This is a genomic window from Cobetia sp. (genome assembly GCF_983723665.1).
The window spans coordinates 5447-19285 of the sequence record NZ_CFDJES010000028.1; the positions used below are offsets into that span (position 1 = coordinate 5447).

Consider the following 13839-nt stretch of genomic DNA (forward strand, 5'->3'; position numbering starts at 1 on the left):
CCACCAGCACGAACTGACGGTCCAGATCGGTGCCGATGGCGCGTTCCGGAATCAGCACGGCATCACGGATCTCGGGCGAGGCGAGACGCAGGCGTGCAAAGGCGCCCGGACGCAGGGCGGCATCATCGGCGCTGAAGGTGGTGCCGATCCGCAGGGTGCCGGTATCGATATCGACGCTGTTGTCGATGAAGTCGAGCTCACCGTGGAAGGGGAAATCCTGCTGACCGGCCAGCTGCAGTTCGACCGGCAGGTGGTCATCGGCGCTGACGTTCGCGAAGTCCTGGTTCCAGGTCAGCTCGCTGATATCGATATAGGCGTCCAGCTGGCGGGTCTCGACCAGCGTGGTCAGCACGCTCTGGCCAGCCTGCACGGTGTTGCCACGCGTGATGCGCGCATTGGACAGGCGACCATCGATCGGGGCGCGGATGGTGGCGTAGTCCAGATCCAGACGGGCACGCTCGAGCTGGGCGATGGCGCCCTTGAGCTGTGCATTCAAGCCGGTGGCGGTAGTGCTGCGCGAATCGGCTTCCTCGCGCGAGATCAGGTGGCGCTTGACCAGACTGGCGGCGCGACCGGACTCGCTGCGGGCATTGGCCAGTTCGGCCTTGATGCGTGCGACTTCCGCTTCCAGACGCTGTACCTCGGCCTTGAAGGGGCGTTGATCAAGGCGCACCAGCGGCGTGCCGGCGCTTACCTGACTGCCTTCGGTGAACAGCACTTCTTCGACTTCGCCGCTCACGCGTGGGCGCAGTTGCACGCGCTGGGGAGATTCCAGACGTGTGGTGTAGGTGTGCCAGGCCGCGACCGGCTGCGACTGGGCGGCGACGACTTCCATCGTCGGGGGAGTCTGTTGCGCGTTGCCGTTTTCTTCACTGTTGCCCTCGCTGCAGGCACTGAGCGCCAGAAGGCCGCCAAGGGTCAGTAGCAGGGAAGAAGCGATACGAGAAAGGCGCGCCGGACGTAAGTTCAGTCTCGACATGGGAATTTTCCGTTGCAGGATAGTTGGCTCGGCATCCTAGAGAGCCGGCCTGCGACGGATAAGCCCCTTGGAGCACACCGCTTTGATTCTGAATATGCACCAATTGTGCAGATGGCGCGCTGGCTGACTGCTGCGCTTGAGCAAGGGTCAACGCAAAAGCCCCGCGGCGAATGCCAGCGGGGCTTGTTGTCGTACATGTCACTTGCGTCTGCTGCCGCTCAACTCACTGTGCAGGCATCTCGGCACAGGCATCACGGCATGGCTGGCATGCCGCTTGAGGAGACCTTACTGCTTCTCGCCGAAGTACTTGGTGTGGATGGTGTCGTAGGTGCCATCGGCCTTCAGCTCGGCCAGGGCGCCGTTGATCTGCTCGGCCAGGTCCTTGTCACGCTTGCGCATGGCGATACCGAAGCCGTCGCCGAAGTACTTCTTGGGCTCGGTGACCACTTCACCGACGGCCTTGTAGTTGCCGTTGCCGCCGTCGATCAGGGTGGACTTGCCGACCGGGAAGTCGAGGAAGGCGATGTCGAGGCGACCCGCTTCCATGTCCAGCACCAGGTCATCGGCGGTGGTGTAGCGCTTGACCTCGGCATTCTTGCCGTAGAGATCGGTGACGTAGTTGTCCTGCAGGGTGCCGCGCTGCACGCCGATGGCCTTGTCAGCCAGGGCTTCCTGGGAGGTGGCGCTCAGCTCGCTGTCGGACGGGGCGAACCAGGCGGACGGCGGGGTGATGTAGGTGTCGGAGAACAGCACCTTCTCGCGGCGTTCCTCATTGATGGTCATCGAGGACATGATGGCGTCGTACTTGCGCGCCATCAGGCCGGGAATGATGCCGTCCCACGCCTGGATGACCCACTCGCAGTCGCGGTTGATCTTCGCGCAGATGGCATTGCCCAGTTCGATATCGAAACCCGTCAGCTCACCGTCGGGCGTCTTGTATTCCATCGGCTCGTAGGGCACGTCGACGCCGATGCGCAGCGATTCGGCCGCCTGAGCGCCACCGGCCATCAATGCTGCACCCAGCAGGGAGATTCCCAGAAGCTTCTTCATGTCAGTCCCATCCATCATTGTTGTTGGTCATACTGGCTGATCAGTGGCATCAGACACTCCCTCCTGAACACCAGCCGTCTGAGCCGCGGACATAAGGGGGCGTGTCATGCCAGTGGCTCCACACTAGCCCAGACCGAGGCTGTGGTGAAGAGGGTCAATGGACAAATTCAAACGGTCGTTAAACGAGATGAATTCCTGCCGTTATATCCTGATATAAAAAAAGCGCCCTCCAAAGGGCGCTTTTGACGTTCAGCTTAACGGTTTCAAGTGTGCCAGCAGGCGTTTCTCCAGTTGCCGGAATATGGCAATGATGGTGAAGGTCAGACACAGGTAGATGGCGGCGACGAACAGGAATGCCTCGAAGGGCGCGTAGAAGCGTGCGTAGATGTCACGCGCGGCGCCGGTGAGGTCCAGAAGCGTCACCACGCTGCAGATGGCACTGGCATGCAGCATGAAGATGACTTCATTGCCGTAGGCCGGCAGCGCCCGGCGGAAGGCACTGGGCAGAATGATGCGACGCATCATCTTGCCACGTGACATGCCGTAGGCACGCGCTGCCTCCATCTCGCCCTTGGGGGTCGACTGGATGGCACCGTGGAAGATCTCGGTGGTGTAGGCCGCGGTATTGAGCACGAAGGCCAGCAGCGCCGGCACGAAGGGATCACGGAAGTAATCCCACAGCCAGGTCTCCTGGATGCTGGGCATATGCACACTGGTCACGCCCAGCGAGATGTCGAAACCGTCGAAGAACACCACGCCGTAATAGATCAGATAGAGCTGGATCAGCAGCGGCGTGCCGCGGAAGACATAGGTGTAGAGATAGACCGGCATCTTCACCCAGCGACGACGCGAGCCGCGCAGGATCGCCAGCGGCACGGCCAGTATCAGGCCGATGAGCAGCGCCAGGCACACCAGCTGCACGGTGGTGACCAGCCCTTCCCAGTAGTGCCACAGGGTGGTCGCGGTGAAGATGTAGTTGTCGCTCAGCGCATCCTCGAGCATCTGACCCAGCTGGGCGATGACGCCTGAGGGGCCTGCATCGTTCAGTTGTTCCATGCGCTGGCCTCCCCGAATCCGGCGTTATAGCGCTTCTTGAGACGTGCCAGCCCCCATTCGGACACGGTGGCGATCAGCAGATAGCCCGCCGCGACCGGCAACAGGAAGGTGAAGGGCTCGTGGGTCGCCTTGGCGGCCTCACTGGCGACACGCACCATGTCGACCAGCCCGATCACCGACACCAGGGCGGTGGTCTTGAGCAGTACCATCCAGTTGTTGCCCAGCCCCGGCAGGGCGTGGCGCATCATCAGTGGGAAGCGAATGCGCTTGAAGACCTTCCAGTCGTTCATGCCATAGGCACGCCCGGCCTCGATCTGCCCGGCATCCACCGCCATGAAGGCGCCACGGAAGGTCTCGCCCATGTAGGCACCGAAGATGAAGCCGATGGTGACGACGCCGGCAGTGAACTCATCGACATTGACGAAGACGTCGATGTCGTAGCTGTCGTACAGCCAGTCGGTGACCATGTTGATGCCGATCTGGCCACCGAAGAACAGCAGCAGCATCAGCACGATGTCGGGCACGCCGCGGATGATGGTGGTGTAGAGCGTCGCGAGCCAGCGCAGAGGCGTGGAGCGCGACATCTTGGCCGTCGCCGTCAATAGCCCCAGCGCGATGGCCAGCAGCTGGGCCAGCACGGCCAGCTGCACCGTGACCCAGGCACCTTCCAGCAGGCTGGGCCCGTAGCCTTGTAGGTCAATCATGGGAAATCTCCCGTGAAGCGCCGAATAACCCGTTCAGCGGCTTACTGGTGGTTGTCGGACGCAGTGGCGGCGCTGGCGAAGTACTTGTCGTTGAGACGCTTGAGCGTGCCATCGGCCTTGAGTGCTTCCAGGGCACCATCGATGGCCTTCTTGAGGTTGCGGTCGCGCTTCTTCATGGCGATGCCGAAGCCGTCGCCGAAGTACTTCTTCGGCTCGCTGATGGCGCTGCCGGTGTTGACGAAGTTGCCGTCGTTGGCATTGACCAGGGTGTCCTGACCGACCGGCAGGTCCAGGAAGGCGACATCGACGCGGCCGCTGTCCATGTCCAGCACCAGGTCATCGAGCTTGGTGTAGCGGCGCACTTCTGCCGTGCGGCCGTAGAGGTCGGTGACGTAGTGATCCTGCAGGTTGCCGCGCTGCACCCCGATCACCTTGCCCGCGAGCGCCTCGGCATCGAGGGTATCCGCGCCCGCCAGCGGGCTGTCCGCCTTGACGAACCAGCCGGACGGCGGAGTGAAGTAGGGCTCGGAGAACAGCACCTGACGCTCACGCTCCGGATTGATGGTCAGCGCCGACATGATGACGTCGTACTTGCGCGCCATCAGGCCCGGGATGATGCCGTCGAAGTCCTGCTCGGTCCATTCGCAGTGAGTGGCGAGCTGGGCGCAGATGGCGTTGCCCAGTTCGATCTCGAAACCGGTCAGCTCACCGCTGGGCAGCTTGTAGCCGAAGGGCGCGTAGGGCACGTCGATGCCCAGGCGCAGCGGGTCCGGCACATCGGCCGCCTGGGCGGCGCTGGTGGCGATGGCGAAGGTGGAGAGGCCGAGGGTGAGACCCAGCAGGGCACGTGTCGCGAACTGTTTCATTACTTGTCATTCCTGAAGTCTTGGACACCTCGAGGCTTGCCGTTGGCGTGGCGCTCGCGGTGCTGAATCATGTGCCGGTCACGGGATCACCGTGCCGGGATGTGCCACAGGCCGAGCGGTAGGCTCAGCGATGGGCCAAGGACCATTCATCAGTACTGGTGATCAGGGCGCTTTGTCAGTACTTGGGCGCCAGGAACTGCTTGAGGCGCTCCGACTGGGGATTGCCCAGCACGTCTTCCGGCTTGCCGGCTTCCTCGACCAGCCCCTGGTGCAGGTAGACCACCTGGCTCGAGACATCACGCGCGAAGCTCATCTCGTGGGTCACCACCACCATGGTGCGGCCTTCCTCGGCCAGGTCACGCATGACCTTGAGCACGTCACCGACCAGTTCCGGGTCGAGGGCCGAGGTCGGCTCGTCGAACAGCATTACCTCCGGCTCCATCGCCAGTGCGCGTGCGATGGCGCCGCGCTGCTGCTGGCCACCGGACATCTGCGCCGGATAGTAGTCGGCGCGCTCGAGCAGGCCGACGCGGTCCAGCAGACTGCGTGCGTGGGCGATGGCTTCCTTCTTCGGCTTGCCGAGCACGTGGATCGGCGCCTCGATGACATTTTCCAGCAGCGTCATGTGCGACCACAGATTGAAGCCCTGGAACACCATCGACAGGCGCGCGCGCATGCGCTCGACCTGACGCCAGTCCATCGGTTCGCGGCCACGGCGGCTTTCCTTGAAGCCGATCTGCTCGCCATGCACGAAGATGTCGCCGCCGTCCGGCTGCTCCAGCAGGTTCATGCAGCGCAGAAAGGTGCTCTTGCCGGAACCGGACGCGCCGATCAGGGTGATGACATCGCCCTTGCGTGCTTGCAGTGACAAGCCCTTGAGCACCTGATTGGTGCCGAAGGACTTGGTGATGTTGCGGACCTCGAGAGGCAGCGCGTCGCTGCTCGGGCTCTCGGCCACGGAAGATCTCATGGTCATGCAGTTACTCCAATCCGGACGTTGCCAGCCCTGGGGGCAATGACACGCCACGAGTCCGCCGCGGGGCGGTCGGGCTCGGGATACAGGTTCGTTGCCGACATGGCACGGCTGCCTGGCACTGCTTTTCACTCTCGCTCGCTGACGTGCGCGACGCAGACGTGATGAGGCGGCAAGGCGTGGCACGGGAGGAGTGGCGGAGAATGCCGTCAGGGGCATGGCCAGTTCCTCACGATCAGTCCGATTGATCGTCGTTCTCGCTGCCAGTGACCGTCTACAACAGGCGAAAAATGCCTGTGCTTGCATGTCGTGGACGGGAAAGGGGGCCGATTCTACCAGCTCGACGCAGGGTTCACCGCTATCTGGCGTGGAGGAATGTTACGACTTTGGTGGAGCCTGCAGAGACGCACGCGGATGCCGTCCGGCCGTGGGGGAGGAGTCTTCATGATCAAGGTCGCCTGTTGTCGTTGTAGTAAGGCTTTCGTCAGTGCAATCGCGCCGGCGTCGTGCTGCGCCCTGAGGGGGATGGACGGGCAGAACGCCGGCGCTTGTGGCTCAGTGCCGGTCTGTTCAGTGTCTGGTGACTCAGTCTGTCGGTGTCGAGCTCTCGGCCAGCAGCAGGGCGGCGCGGGCGCCTATCTCCACCTTCGCGTTGGGGAAGACCACCCGCAGTGGCGTATCGCCGATGATGCAGGAGCCAGCAGCGGCGTCTTCGGCCACCACGCTGCCGGGGGCGAAGGCGGTGAAGTTGGCGACATCCTCGCTGAAGCACAGCGTGAAGTCGGCTGACTGACGCATCAGTTCCACTTCCACCGTGAAGTAGTCGATGGCCTCAGGGTCTGCTTCGGCGGGTGCCGTGCCGGTCGCCAGCGCCGCGAGCAGGGCTTTCATCGGTGCGAGTGCTGCCATGTCGTTGGCGCCGAACGGGCGAACCTGACCCAGCTCCAGCGTGAAGGCGTCGGCATCATGGTAGTGGCGCGAATAGTGCGAGAAGGTCCAGCTGTGCTGATGCTGGTGCAGCACGGCCTGGATGCCGGCGGCGCTCAATATCGGCCACTGCGATGCGCTGATGGCGTCGCCATCACTGAAGGGCACCACCGCGAAGCGCGGATAGAGGCTGTCGCGGATGGCGGTGTGCATGTCGTAGTGCAGGCGGCGCGTGCCCTCGGCCAGCGGGAAGCGAGCATAGAAGGTGTCCACGGCCGCCATCAGCTGACGCGCGCGCGCCGGCTCATCATCGGATGGACAGTCGTTGCCCGTGACGCTGGCCTCGGCGCGCTTGAACAGCCGATTGAGATTGGTGGTGATGAAGCGCTCGCCACTGCGGATGGCAGGCAGGTTGCCCAGAATCAGCAACAGCGGCGCCCCGACGATCAGGTGGCCGCTCTCCAGGCCCGCGATCAGCTCACCGAGCAGCTCGATGGGGGCGGTCTCGTTGCCGTGGATACCGGCGGAGATCACGCACGGGCGCGCCTTGGGCCCCGTGACGTCGGGGGTGATCTCCAGCACGCCGGGTGCGACGATCTCATAGCGACCGCCGGGAATACGGCCCATGCCACGGGCGCTGGCGTGGCCTTCGAGTGTCAGGTCTAGCCAGTCGGCAATCACGAGGCAGTCGGCTCCTGGCGAACATTGGTGGATTCGAAGATCTTGTCGGCGCTGGCCGCCACGAAGCCCTGATACAGCTCGCCATCGGCATCGGGGTAGCGGCGCGCGAATTCGTAGTAGCAGGTGGAGATCTCATGCTCCTCGCCACCGGCGAAGGTGAAGGTCTGGCGGTCGGCGAGGGTGGAGGCCTGCTCCAGCAGCACCTCGGGCGAGCCCTTGATGCGCCCTCCGGCCGGATTGATGCCAAGGCCCAGCGACTCGACGCGCGTCAGCACCTTGTCGAGAGTGTCGTGATGGCTGAGCGCGTTGACGCTGATGGTGAAGTGGTTGGCGCGCAGGCCGATGATCGACAGCCAGGCCGCATACTCGCTCTCTTCCATCAGGCGCTGATACTGCTCGAAGCTGGGCGCTTTCCACAGGCGGCCTGACCACAGCACGGAGGGCTGGATGGCGGCATCCGGCGAGATCTGGCTGACCAGGCCATCGATGATCGCCTGGGCGCGCTCGGACAACTCATGGCATTTCAGCTCGGAGAGGAAGACACGCGGCATGTCGGGTGACGGCGGCAGATAGCCGAAGGCGCGCAGCTTCTTCTCGCGGAAATCATAGGGCGCGAAGCGGGTATAGCCCAGCGCCAGCAGGTGAGGTTCCAGCGCGCTCAGGGTGATCGGCCCGCGATCGAAGGTGCGGAAGGCGACGTGGTCGTTGACGATGGTCTCGCCGTCAGCGATGAAGGCATCCTGGATCTTTTGGGCCTGGGGCGTCATGGCGACGTAGTCATCCCACAGGGCGCTGAAGAACTGCTGGATATCCATGGCACGGGCTCCCTCTGAACTGAGTTGCCCAGTGCAGCGAGGCGTCACTGGCACTGGGCGACAGCATCAAACGATTGGCATCAGGGCAGCGCACTCGGCGAGGCGCTACCCCGGAAGATTGTCAGCTCACCATTGGCGAGCCACGCGCGCGTGACAAGATGCGAGGTCGGTTGGATGAAAGCGGCTGTCCGCACCATATAAACGTCACGCGCCGGTTTAGACCTTGGTGTCAGGCCTTGGTGTCAGGCCTTGGATCTTGGGACCGGGTTCGGTGTCAGCTATCGGTGTCAGCGTTCAGTGTCATCAGGAGAGGGGCAGGCATCGCCCTGTTCGACCTTGATCAGCGCGTCGGTCGCGAAGCCGAGCTCGGCGGCCTGCTCGACCAGCGCCTGATAGGTGTCGTCATCCAGCTGCGGCTCACGCGCCAGTATCCACAGGTAGTCGCGATCGGCGCCGGCCACCAGCGACCACTGATAGTCGTCATCCAGCGCCAGCACGTTGTAACCGCCATAGAAGGGGCCGAAGAAGCTGACCTTGAGGGCCGCCGTCTCGCTGCCCTGAGTGAAGTAGGCACGACCTTCGGCCTGGCTCCATTGCCCTTGCTCGGCGTTGTAGCCGCGATTGATGACGCGCACGCCGCCGTCCTCGCGGGGCGAGTAATCGGCGCTGACGCAGCTCAGGCCCTCCTCGAAGCTGTTGGGCAGGCGGGCGATCTCGTGCCATTCACCGTAGTAACGTTCGAGCTCGAAATCCTCGACGGGCTGGGTGCCGGACGGGACTCCGGCGCAGCCGCCGAGGAGACCGAGACCGATTAGAGAGAAGGCAAGATGCGGCAGGCGTGTCATTGGCAGGCTCCATGCGCCAGGACGCCCCATTGATGAGTCGTGGGGCGTTCTGGCGTGATGCGGGTCATGAGGAAAAGGACGAAACGGCATCCTTGTCTCATTGGGGCGTCTGCCGCTGTCTCAAGAGGGAGGGTGGCGCGGCGACATACTCGAGGCGCCGAGCGTCGATCGTCACAGTACCAGGCGGAGCGGATTGCCGGTGACGACGACGCCCCGACCGCGTTGCTTGGCCTCGTACATGGCGCTGTCGGCGCGCGCGATGACCGTTTCCGGCGTGGCGCCCGAGAAGGGGAACAGGCTGATGCCGATGCTGGCGCTGACGGCGATGATCAGCGGCTCGCCATCCACTTCCAGCGTGATGGGACGGCTGATGGCGTCGATCAGACGCTCCGCCAGCTGCTCCGGGCCCTTGCGGCCGTTGCCTTCACGGCTGATCAGTACCAGAAATTCATCGCCTCCCAGGCGGCCGACGATATCGTTGCCGCGCAGGGTGTTGCCCAGGCGCTCGCCGGTGATGCGCAGCACTTCATCGCCGATGGCATGGCCGTGGCGGTCATTGACGGGCTTGAAGCCATCGAGGTCGATGAACAGCGCGGCCTGCACCGTGCCGGGAGTCTGGATGTCGAGTATCTGGTCGAGGCGTGTCAGCAGGGCGCGCCGGTTGAGCAGCCCGGTGAGCGAGTCGCACATCGCGTGGTCGCGCAGATCGTCCCGCTCGCCGGTGATATGGCATTCATGCAGGAAGAGTTGTCGGCTCTGGCGCTCGCGCGAGTAGGCGCTCATGCCCGCCAGCAGGTTGACGGCCATCATGAAGAAAGCCTCGTTGGCTTCCACCAGGACATCGGAGCCTTGATGCATCAACGCGCAGCTGACGGTGCAGCCCATCCATATCAGCAGTCCGCAGGCCATGGCATAGACGAACTGCAGTCCCAGCAGGGTGTAGGTCCAGAAGACCACGGTGATCAGGTTGACGAAGTAGACCGGGAAGTCACCATGCTCGTCCTCATGCTGTCCGGCGGCGTGGCTCTCCACCAGGTGCTCTCCGGCGTGACCGTCCCCCACATGGAACATCGCCAGCGTCCCCAGCGCTGCCACCAGCGAGGCCAGGCACAGGATGCCGTTGACGTGGTGTCGGAAACGCGGGAGGCGTGACAGCAGGAACAGGCCCAACACGCCGATCAGAACGCTGGTGCGCAGCAGCAGGTAGGGCTCGTAGTGCTCCAGCAGACTGAGCTCGATCAGCCCATAGGACGCGAACAGCAGACAGCTCAGCGGGATGGTGATCCGGCTGAGCTTGTGTGAGGTCTCGATCTGTCGACGCCGATAACGTCGTTCCAGGGTGTCATCCGCAAAGCAGAGTGTCATGGGATTCATGGGGCGATACCTGAGTTGCCAGACTCTCAGGATGCCACTGCCTTGCGTGGTATGCCCTGGAGGAACCGCCGCAACCTTTGCGTGCGGTTCAACGCTATTTCAAGTACTCCGCGGCATGAGAGCTTTCGTGCTCACGACTGAGTGAGGTTGGCACCGGCCAGCTGGCGCGCCGTGACGCGCAGCGCGGATTCCACCATGTCGTAATCCACATAGCAGCCCTGCAGGTGGCGGCGGCCGGTCGTCGGGTCGAAGGACTTGCGTCCGTGCATCACGCGGCGGTTGTCGAAGGCCACCATCTGGCCGGCTTCCAGCTTGAGATGCAGGCGGAAGGCCGGTTCCCGCAGGATGCTCCAGTACTGGCGATAGGCGCTGTACCAGGCCTGCATCTGTTCCAGCGGCAGGCGCAGGCTGTCGCGGATCCAGTTGTTGAAGCGCACCTCGATGACCTTGTCGTTGGCATCCAGATGGATCACCGGCTCGCGCACCACCAGGTCGGTGGTCTCGTCGGCAAAGCGGAAGTCCACCGGGGTCTCGGCCAGCAGCCTGAAGGCCTGCGGGTCCCGCTCGCGCAGGGCCTCTGCGACCGCCATGCCGTCTCCGAAGATGGAGTCACCACCTTCGGCCTCATTGGCCAGGCAGTAGAGCATCTGGATGTCCGGCGGCTGACGCCAGTTGGGCAGGTCGGTGTGCAGTTCCAGTGCGATCGGCGTGTAGGCGGCGTTGTTGGGCGCCTGCTTGGAGAAGACCTCGAAACGGCCACCGAAGTTGGTCGCGCGGATCGGGCCGATGGTCGCGGCCACCTGGTCGATCTCGCCGCCTGCCGTCGGGCCGGCATCCAGAATCGCGAAGCCGTCGCGGCACAGCGCTTCCAGCCAGCCCAGGCGCGCCTGTCCACCGGCCATGTAATCGGCAAAGGCGGTGACATGAGGTTCATGGCCCTGCTGCCAGGCCTGGCTTGCGGGGACCGGCGTGGCCGGCGGCGCATCACTCGGACGACGTTGCAGCAACCAGCCGGCATCGAAGCGGCTGGTGTGGCCGTCCTGCCAGACGACGACGAGATTGCCCTGCTCGACACGCATCTGGTGCACCGTCAGGGCCGCGTCGTCCATCAGCATGAAGGTGCGCTCGAAGGTCTGCGGATGACGGCAGAGATCGCAGGCGCAGTGGTCGCGCAGCCAGATCAGCGGCAGTCGGGTCTGCTCACCGCTGGCCCATGCCAGTGACGCCAGGGTCTCGTCGTGGTCTGCCTTCACCAGCGGCGCGCCCTCGTGATGGGGCAGGTATTCCTTCATGTCCCACTGATGGCGTGCCTGTGACGCTTCAGTGCCTTGGGTGTCAGGGGCAGATGCGATGAGAGTCTCCATGGGCGCCGTCCTATGTCGTGTGTGCAGTAGCAGGTGAGCCGACGCGTGTCGCGTGGCTGGGTCGTATGGCTGAGCCGTGACCCGAGAATGAGGCCATTGTCCCCCTCGTCATCACGGCTGGCCAACGCGAAATATGACGGCCATGACTTAGCTGAGCTAATGTGTGCCGATTGACCTTCATGCTCTGATGCGAGATAGCCATGCACGAACCTTCCCCCACGACGCCGGATGCCTTGCCGCGCCCCCTGCCGCCGCTGGCCTGGTTGCAGGCCTTCGAAGCCGCTGCGCGCCTGATGAGCTTCACGCGTGCCGCCGAGGAGCTCAGTGTCACCCAGTCGGCCATTAGCCAGCGGATTCGCCAGCTGGAGGACCGCCTTGGCCAGCCATTGTTCGTGCGTCACGCCCGCAGCCTCAATCTGACGCCGGCCGGTCAGGCCTGGTTGCCAGCGCTGCAGGATGGCTTCCAGCGCCTGCAGGAAGGCACGCTGGAAGTCTTCGGCCCCTCGCGCGCCGCGCCGGTCAGCCTGCGGGCGACCCCGATGAGCCAGCAGGCCTGGCTGTTGCCGCGGCTGGCGAACTTCCACCGTGATCAGCCCGAGATCGCGCTGCGTCTGGTCAGTGCCTTCTGGCAGAGCGACTTCGATGGCGAGCAGGTGGATATCGAGCTGCGCTACGGTCAGGGCGACTGGCCGCAGGTGGAGGCGATCCAGGTCGGGGCAGGGCAGGAGAGAATGGCCGTCGTGGCGAGTCCGGCGCTGAGCGCGCAGCTGACCACGGCGGCGGACCTGGCCGGCATGACGCTGCTGCATGCCGCAGGCTTTGCGGTGGGCTGGCGGCGCTGGCTGGTGGCGGCAGATCAACTGGGGCTGGAGAAGACGACCTCCACCATCAGCTGTGATACCCAGGTGATGACGCTGGAAATGGCGCGTCTCGGCATGGGGGTGGCGCTGGTGCATGAAGGCCATTTCCGGCAATGGCTGGCGTCCGGCAACGGCGGGCTGGAGCAGGTCTTCGCGCTGACGATCCCCGCCGAGCAGAACTTCTGGCTGGTGCGCTCCAATCAGCGCCCGATGCGGCCCACCGCACAGCGTGTCTGGGATTATCTGTTGGCGGAGCCACAGTGAGCGATGCAGAGGTGGCTTTTGCGACCTCTGCTGAGCGAGTCGGCGTGTCTACTGATGCGCCTTCGAACGATATACCGTTAGCTTGAGGCGATGCCCGGCGCGGTAAGCGACCGCTATCTCTTCTCTATCGCGATTTCCTCGCCTTGCTGGCGGCTTGTCTGCCAAGCGTGTGGTCAGATCTGCCAGGCGTGTGGTCAGGTCTGTCAGGCGCGGTCAGTCGGAAGGCGGCGGGCAGCGCGCCAATGGCGACTGCTGGAAGAAGCGTTCCAGCAGGGCATACAGCGCCGGATAGGCCGCATTTAGCTCATCCGGTGCGCTGAAGAAATACTCGCAGCAGACGGCGAAGCATTCGGCGGGGTGGCTGGCGGCGTAGTCATCGATGGGCGTCGGCTCACCGCGTGACAGGCGCGCGCTCAGGTCATCCCACACGGCAGTGAAGGTGGCGTGCCACTCCGCCGCGCTGATATGGCGCGGCAGGGGCGGAAAGCCATCGGCATCGGTGGCGTTGGCCATGTCGAGCTTGTGGGCGAATTCATGGATCACCACGTTGAAGCCGCTCCAGTCACCGCTGGCGGCCAGGTCCTGTTGGGTGACCACCACCGGCCCTTGGTACCAGGTCTCGCCGGCGCGGGTGTCCTCGAAGACATGCACCACACCGGCGTCATCCATCTCTTCCACCTCACGGCGGATGGCCTGCAGCGGCAGCATGATCTCGTGCACGCGAGCGCCGGCGTCCTGCCAGCGTTCGGCATGCGCCCAGCCGTTGAGCAGCAGCATCGCCTGAGCGGCCAGTGCCAGTGCCTCGACCTGTGCGAGCGGCTCGGCGCTGGTCAGCCTCCAGTCGCTCAGCTGATGGCGGGCGCGCCGTTCAAGACGCGCCAGTGCCTCGGCGTCGAGCCCATCGAGAATCGGCAGGCGCTCGCGGACTGCCTGCCACGCGTCATTCTGCGCTGTCTCGCCAGCGGGGGATGCGGCCGAGACAGTGCCGGCGTCGGGAGCTGAGCTGTCACGGCCGTGGCGAGCGGGGCGCTGCCACAGCCGTTGCCACCAGTGCGTCATCGGCTCAGTCCTGACGGCTGCC

Annotated in this window: 13 protein-coding genes; 1 reads left to right on the plus strand and 12 read right to left on the minus strand. The window is 64.2% G+C overall.

Annotated elements, in window-relative coordinates; genetic code table 11:
- From AC4FAH_RS04730 to AC4FAH_RS04780, 11 genes are all read right to left on the minus strand, one after another.
- Window positions 1-979 (minus strand): efflux RND transporter periplasmic adaptor subunit (locus tag AC4FAH_RS04730; RefSeq protein WP_490245719.1); only part of this gene is annotated, 979 nt, incomplete at its 3' end.
- Window positions 980-1264: 285 nt separating this feature from the next.
- A complete protein-coding gene (locus AC4FAH_RS04735) occupies window positions 1265-2029 on the minus strand; it encodes a transporter substrate-binding domain-containing protein (protein WP_153636493.1) in 765 nt (254 codons plus the stop codon).
- Between the two features lie 249 nt (window positions 2030-2278).
- Window positions 2279-3031 carry an ABC transporter permease gene (locus AC4FAH_RS04740; RefSeq protein ID WP_153636976.1) on the minus strand — a complete coding sequence of 251 codons (753 nt, stop codon included), beginning with the start codon at window positions 3029-3031 and terminating at the stop codon, window positions 2279-2281.
- 41 nt (window positions 3032-3072) lie between these two features.
- On the minus strand, window positions 3073-3789 hold the full coding sequence (locus AC4FAH_RS04745) for an ABC transporter permease (protein WP_043334396.1): 717 nt from the start codon (window positions 3787-3789) through the stop codon (window positions 3073-3075).
- Between the two features lie 41 nt (window positions 3790-3830).
- Entirely contained in the window at window positions 3831-4655 is an 825-nt protein-coding gene (locus AC4FAH_RS04750) for a transporter substrate-binding domain-containing protein (protein WP_153636492.1), read from the minus strand.
- A 175-nt stretch (window positions 4656-4830) separates the two neighbouring features.
- Window positions 4831-5625, minus strand: coding sequence for an ABC transporter ATP-binding protein (locus AC4FAH_RS04755; protein ID WP_172978744.1), 795 nt, complete (start codon window positions 5623-5625; stop codon window positions 4831-4833).
- A 588-nt stretch (window positions 5626-6213) separates the two neighbouring features.
- A complete protein-coding gene (locus AC4FAH_RS04760) occupies window positions 6214-7236 on the minus strand; it encodes a succinylglutamate desuccinylase (RefSeq protein ID WP_490245720.1) in 1023 nt (340 codons plus the stop codon).
- Window positions 7233-8051, minus strand: a complete 819-nt coding sequence (locus AC4FAH_RS04765) for a DUF1338 domain-containing protein (protein WP_153636490.1) — start codon at window positions 8049-8051, stop codon at window positions 7233-7235. The genes AC4FAH_RS04760 and AC4FAH_RS04765 overlap by 4 nt, the downstream gene beginning before the upstream one ends.
- A 287-nt stretch (window positions 8052-8338) precedes the next feature.
- Window positions 8339-8896 carry a lipocalin family protein gene (locus AC4FAH_RS04770; RefSeq protein ID WP_279831983.1) on the minus strand — a complete coding sequence of 186 codons (558 nt, stop codon included), beginning with the start codon at window positions 8894-8896 and terminating at the stop codon, window positions 8339-8341.
- Between the two features lie 171 nt (window positions 8897-9067).
- Window positions 9068-10270, minus strand: a complete 1203-nt coding sequence (locus tag AC4FAH_RS04775) for a GGDEF domain-containing protein (protein ID WP_490245721.1) — start codon at window positions 10268-10270, stop codon at window positions 9068-9070.
- 131 nt (window positions 10271-10401) lie between these two features.
- Entirely contained in the window at window positions 10402-11634 is a 1233-nt protein-coding gene (locus AC4FAH_RS04780; protein ID WP_242007692.1) for a TauD/TfdA family dioxygenase, read from the minus strand.
- Between the two features lie 200 nt (window positions 11635-11834).
- On the opposite strand from AC4FAH_RS04780, the gene AC4FAH_RS04785 reads away from it, so the two are divergent.
- On the plus strand, window positions 11835-12758 hold the full coding sequence (locus AC4FAH_RS04785) for a LysR family transcriptional regulator (RefSeq protein WP_153636487.1): 924 nt from the start codon (window positions 11835-11837) through the stop codon (window positions 12756-12758).
- Between the two features lie 213 nt (window positions 12759-12971).
- Here the strand turns inward: AC4FAH_RS04785 and AC4FAH_RS04790 are convergent.
- Window positions 12972-13839 (minus strand): M90 family metallopeptidase (locus AC4FAH_RS04790; RefSeq protein ID WP_490245722.1); only part of this gene is annotated, 868 nt, incomplete at its 5' end.

Excerpts from the sequence above, each read along its gene's own strand:
- AC4FAH_RS04785 (WP_153636487.1), top strand. The coding sequence starts at position 11,835 with ATGCACGAACCTTCCCCCACGACGCCGGATGCCTTGCCGCGCCCCCTG.
- AC4FAH_RS04765 (WP_153636490.1), bottom strand. The coding sequence starts at position 8,051 with ATGGATATCCAGCAGTTCTTCAGCGCCCTGTGGGATGACTACGTCGCC.
- AC4FAH_RS04750 (WP_153636492.1), bottom strand. The coding sequence starts at position 4,655 with ATGAAACAGTTCGCGACACGTGCCCTGCTGGGTCTCACCCTCGGCCTC.
- AC4FAH_RS04740 (WP_153636976.1), bottom strand. The coding sequence starts at position 3,031 with ATGCTCGAGGATGCGCTGAGCGACAACTACATCTTCACCGCGACCACC.
- AC4FAH_RS04745 (WP_043334396.1), bottom strand. The coding sequence starts at position 3,789 with ATGATTGACCTACAAGGCTACGGGCCCAGCCTGCTGGAAGGTGCCTGG.
- AC4FAH_RS04770 (WP_279831983.1), bottom strand. The coding sequence starts at position 8,896 with ATGACACGCCTGCCGCATCTTGCCTTCTCTCTAATCGGTCTCGGTCTC.
- AC4FAH_RS04755 (WP_172978744.1), bottom strand. The coding sequence starts at position 5,625 with ATGAGATCTTCCGTGGCCGAGAGCCCGAGCAGCGACGCGCTGCCTCTC.
- AC4FAH_RS04775 (WP_490245721.1), bottom strand. The coding sequence starts at position 10,270 with ATGAATCCCATGACACTCTGCTTTGCGGATGACACCCTGGAACGACGT.
- AC4FAH_RS04735 (WP_153636493.1), bottom strand. The coding sequence starts at position 2,029 with ATGAAGAAGCTTCTGGGAATCTCCCTGCTGGGTGCAGCATTGATGGCC.
- AC4FAH_RS04780 (WP_242007692.1), bottom strand. The coding sequence starts at position 11,634 with ATGGAGACTCTCATCGCATCTGCCCCTGACACCCAAGGCACTGAAGCG.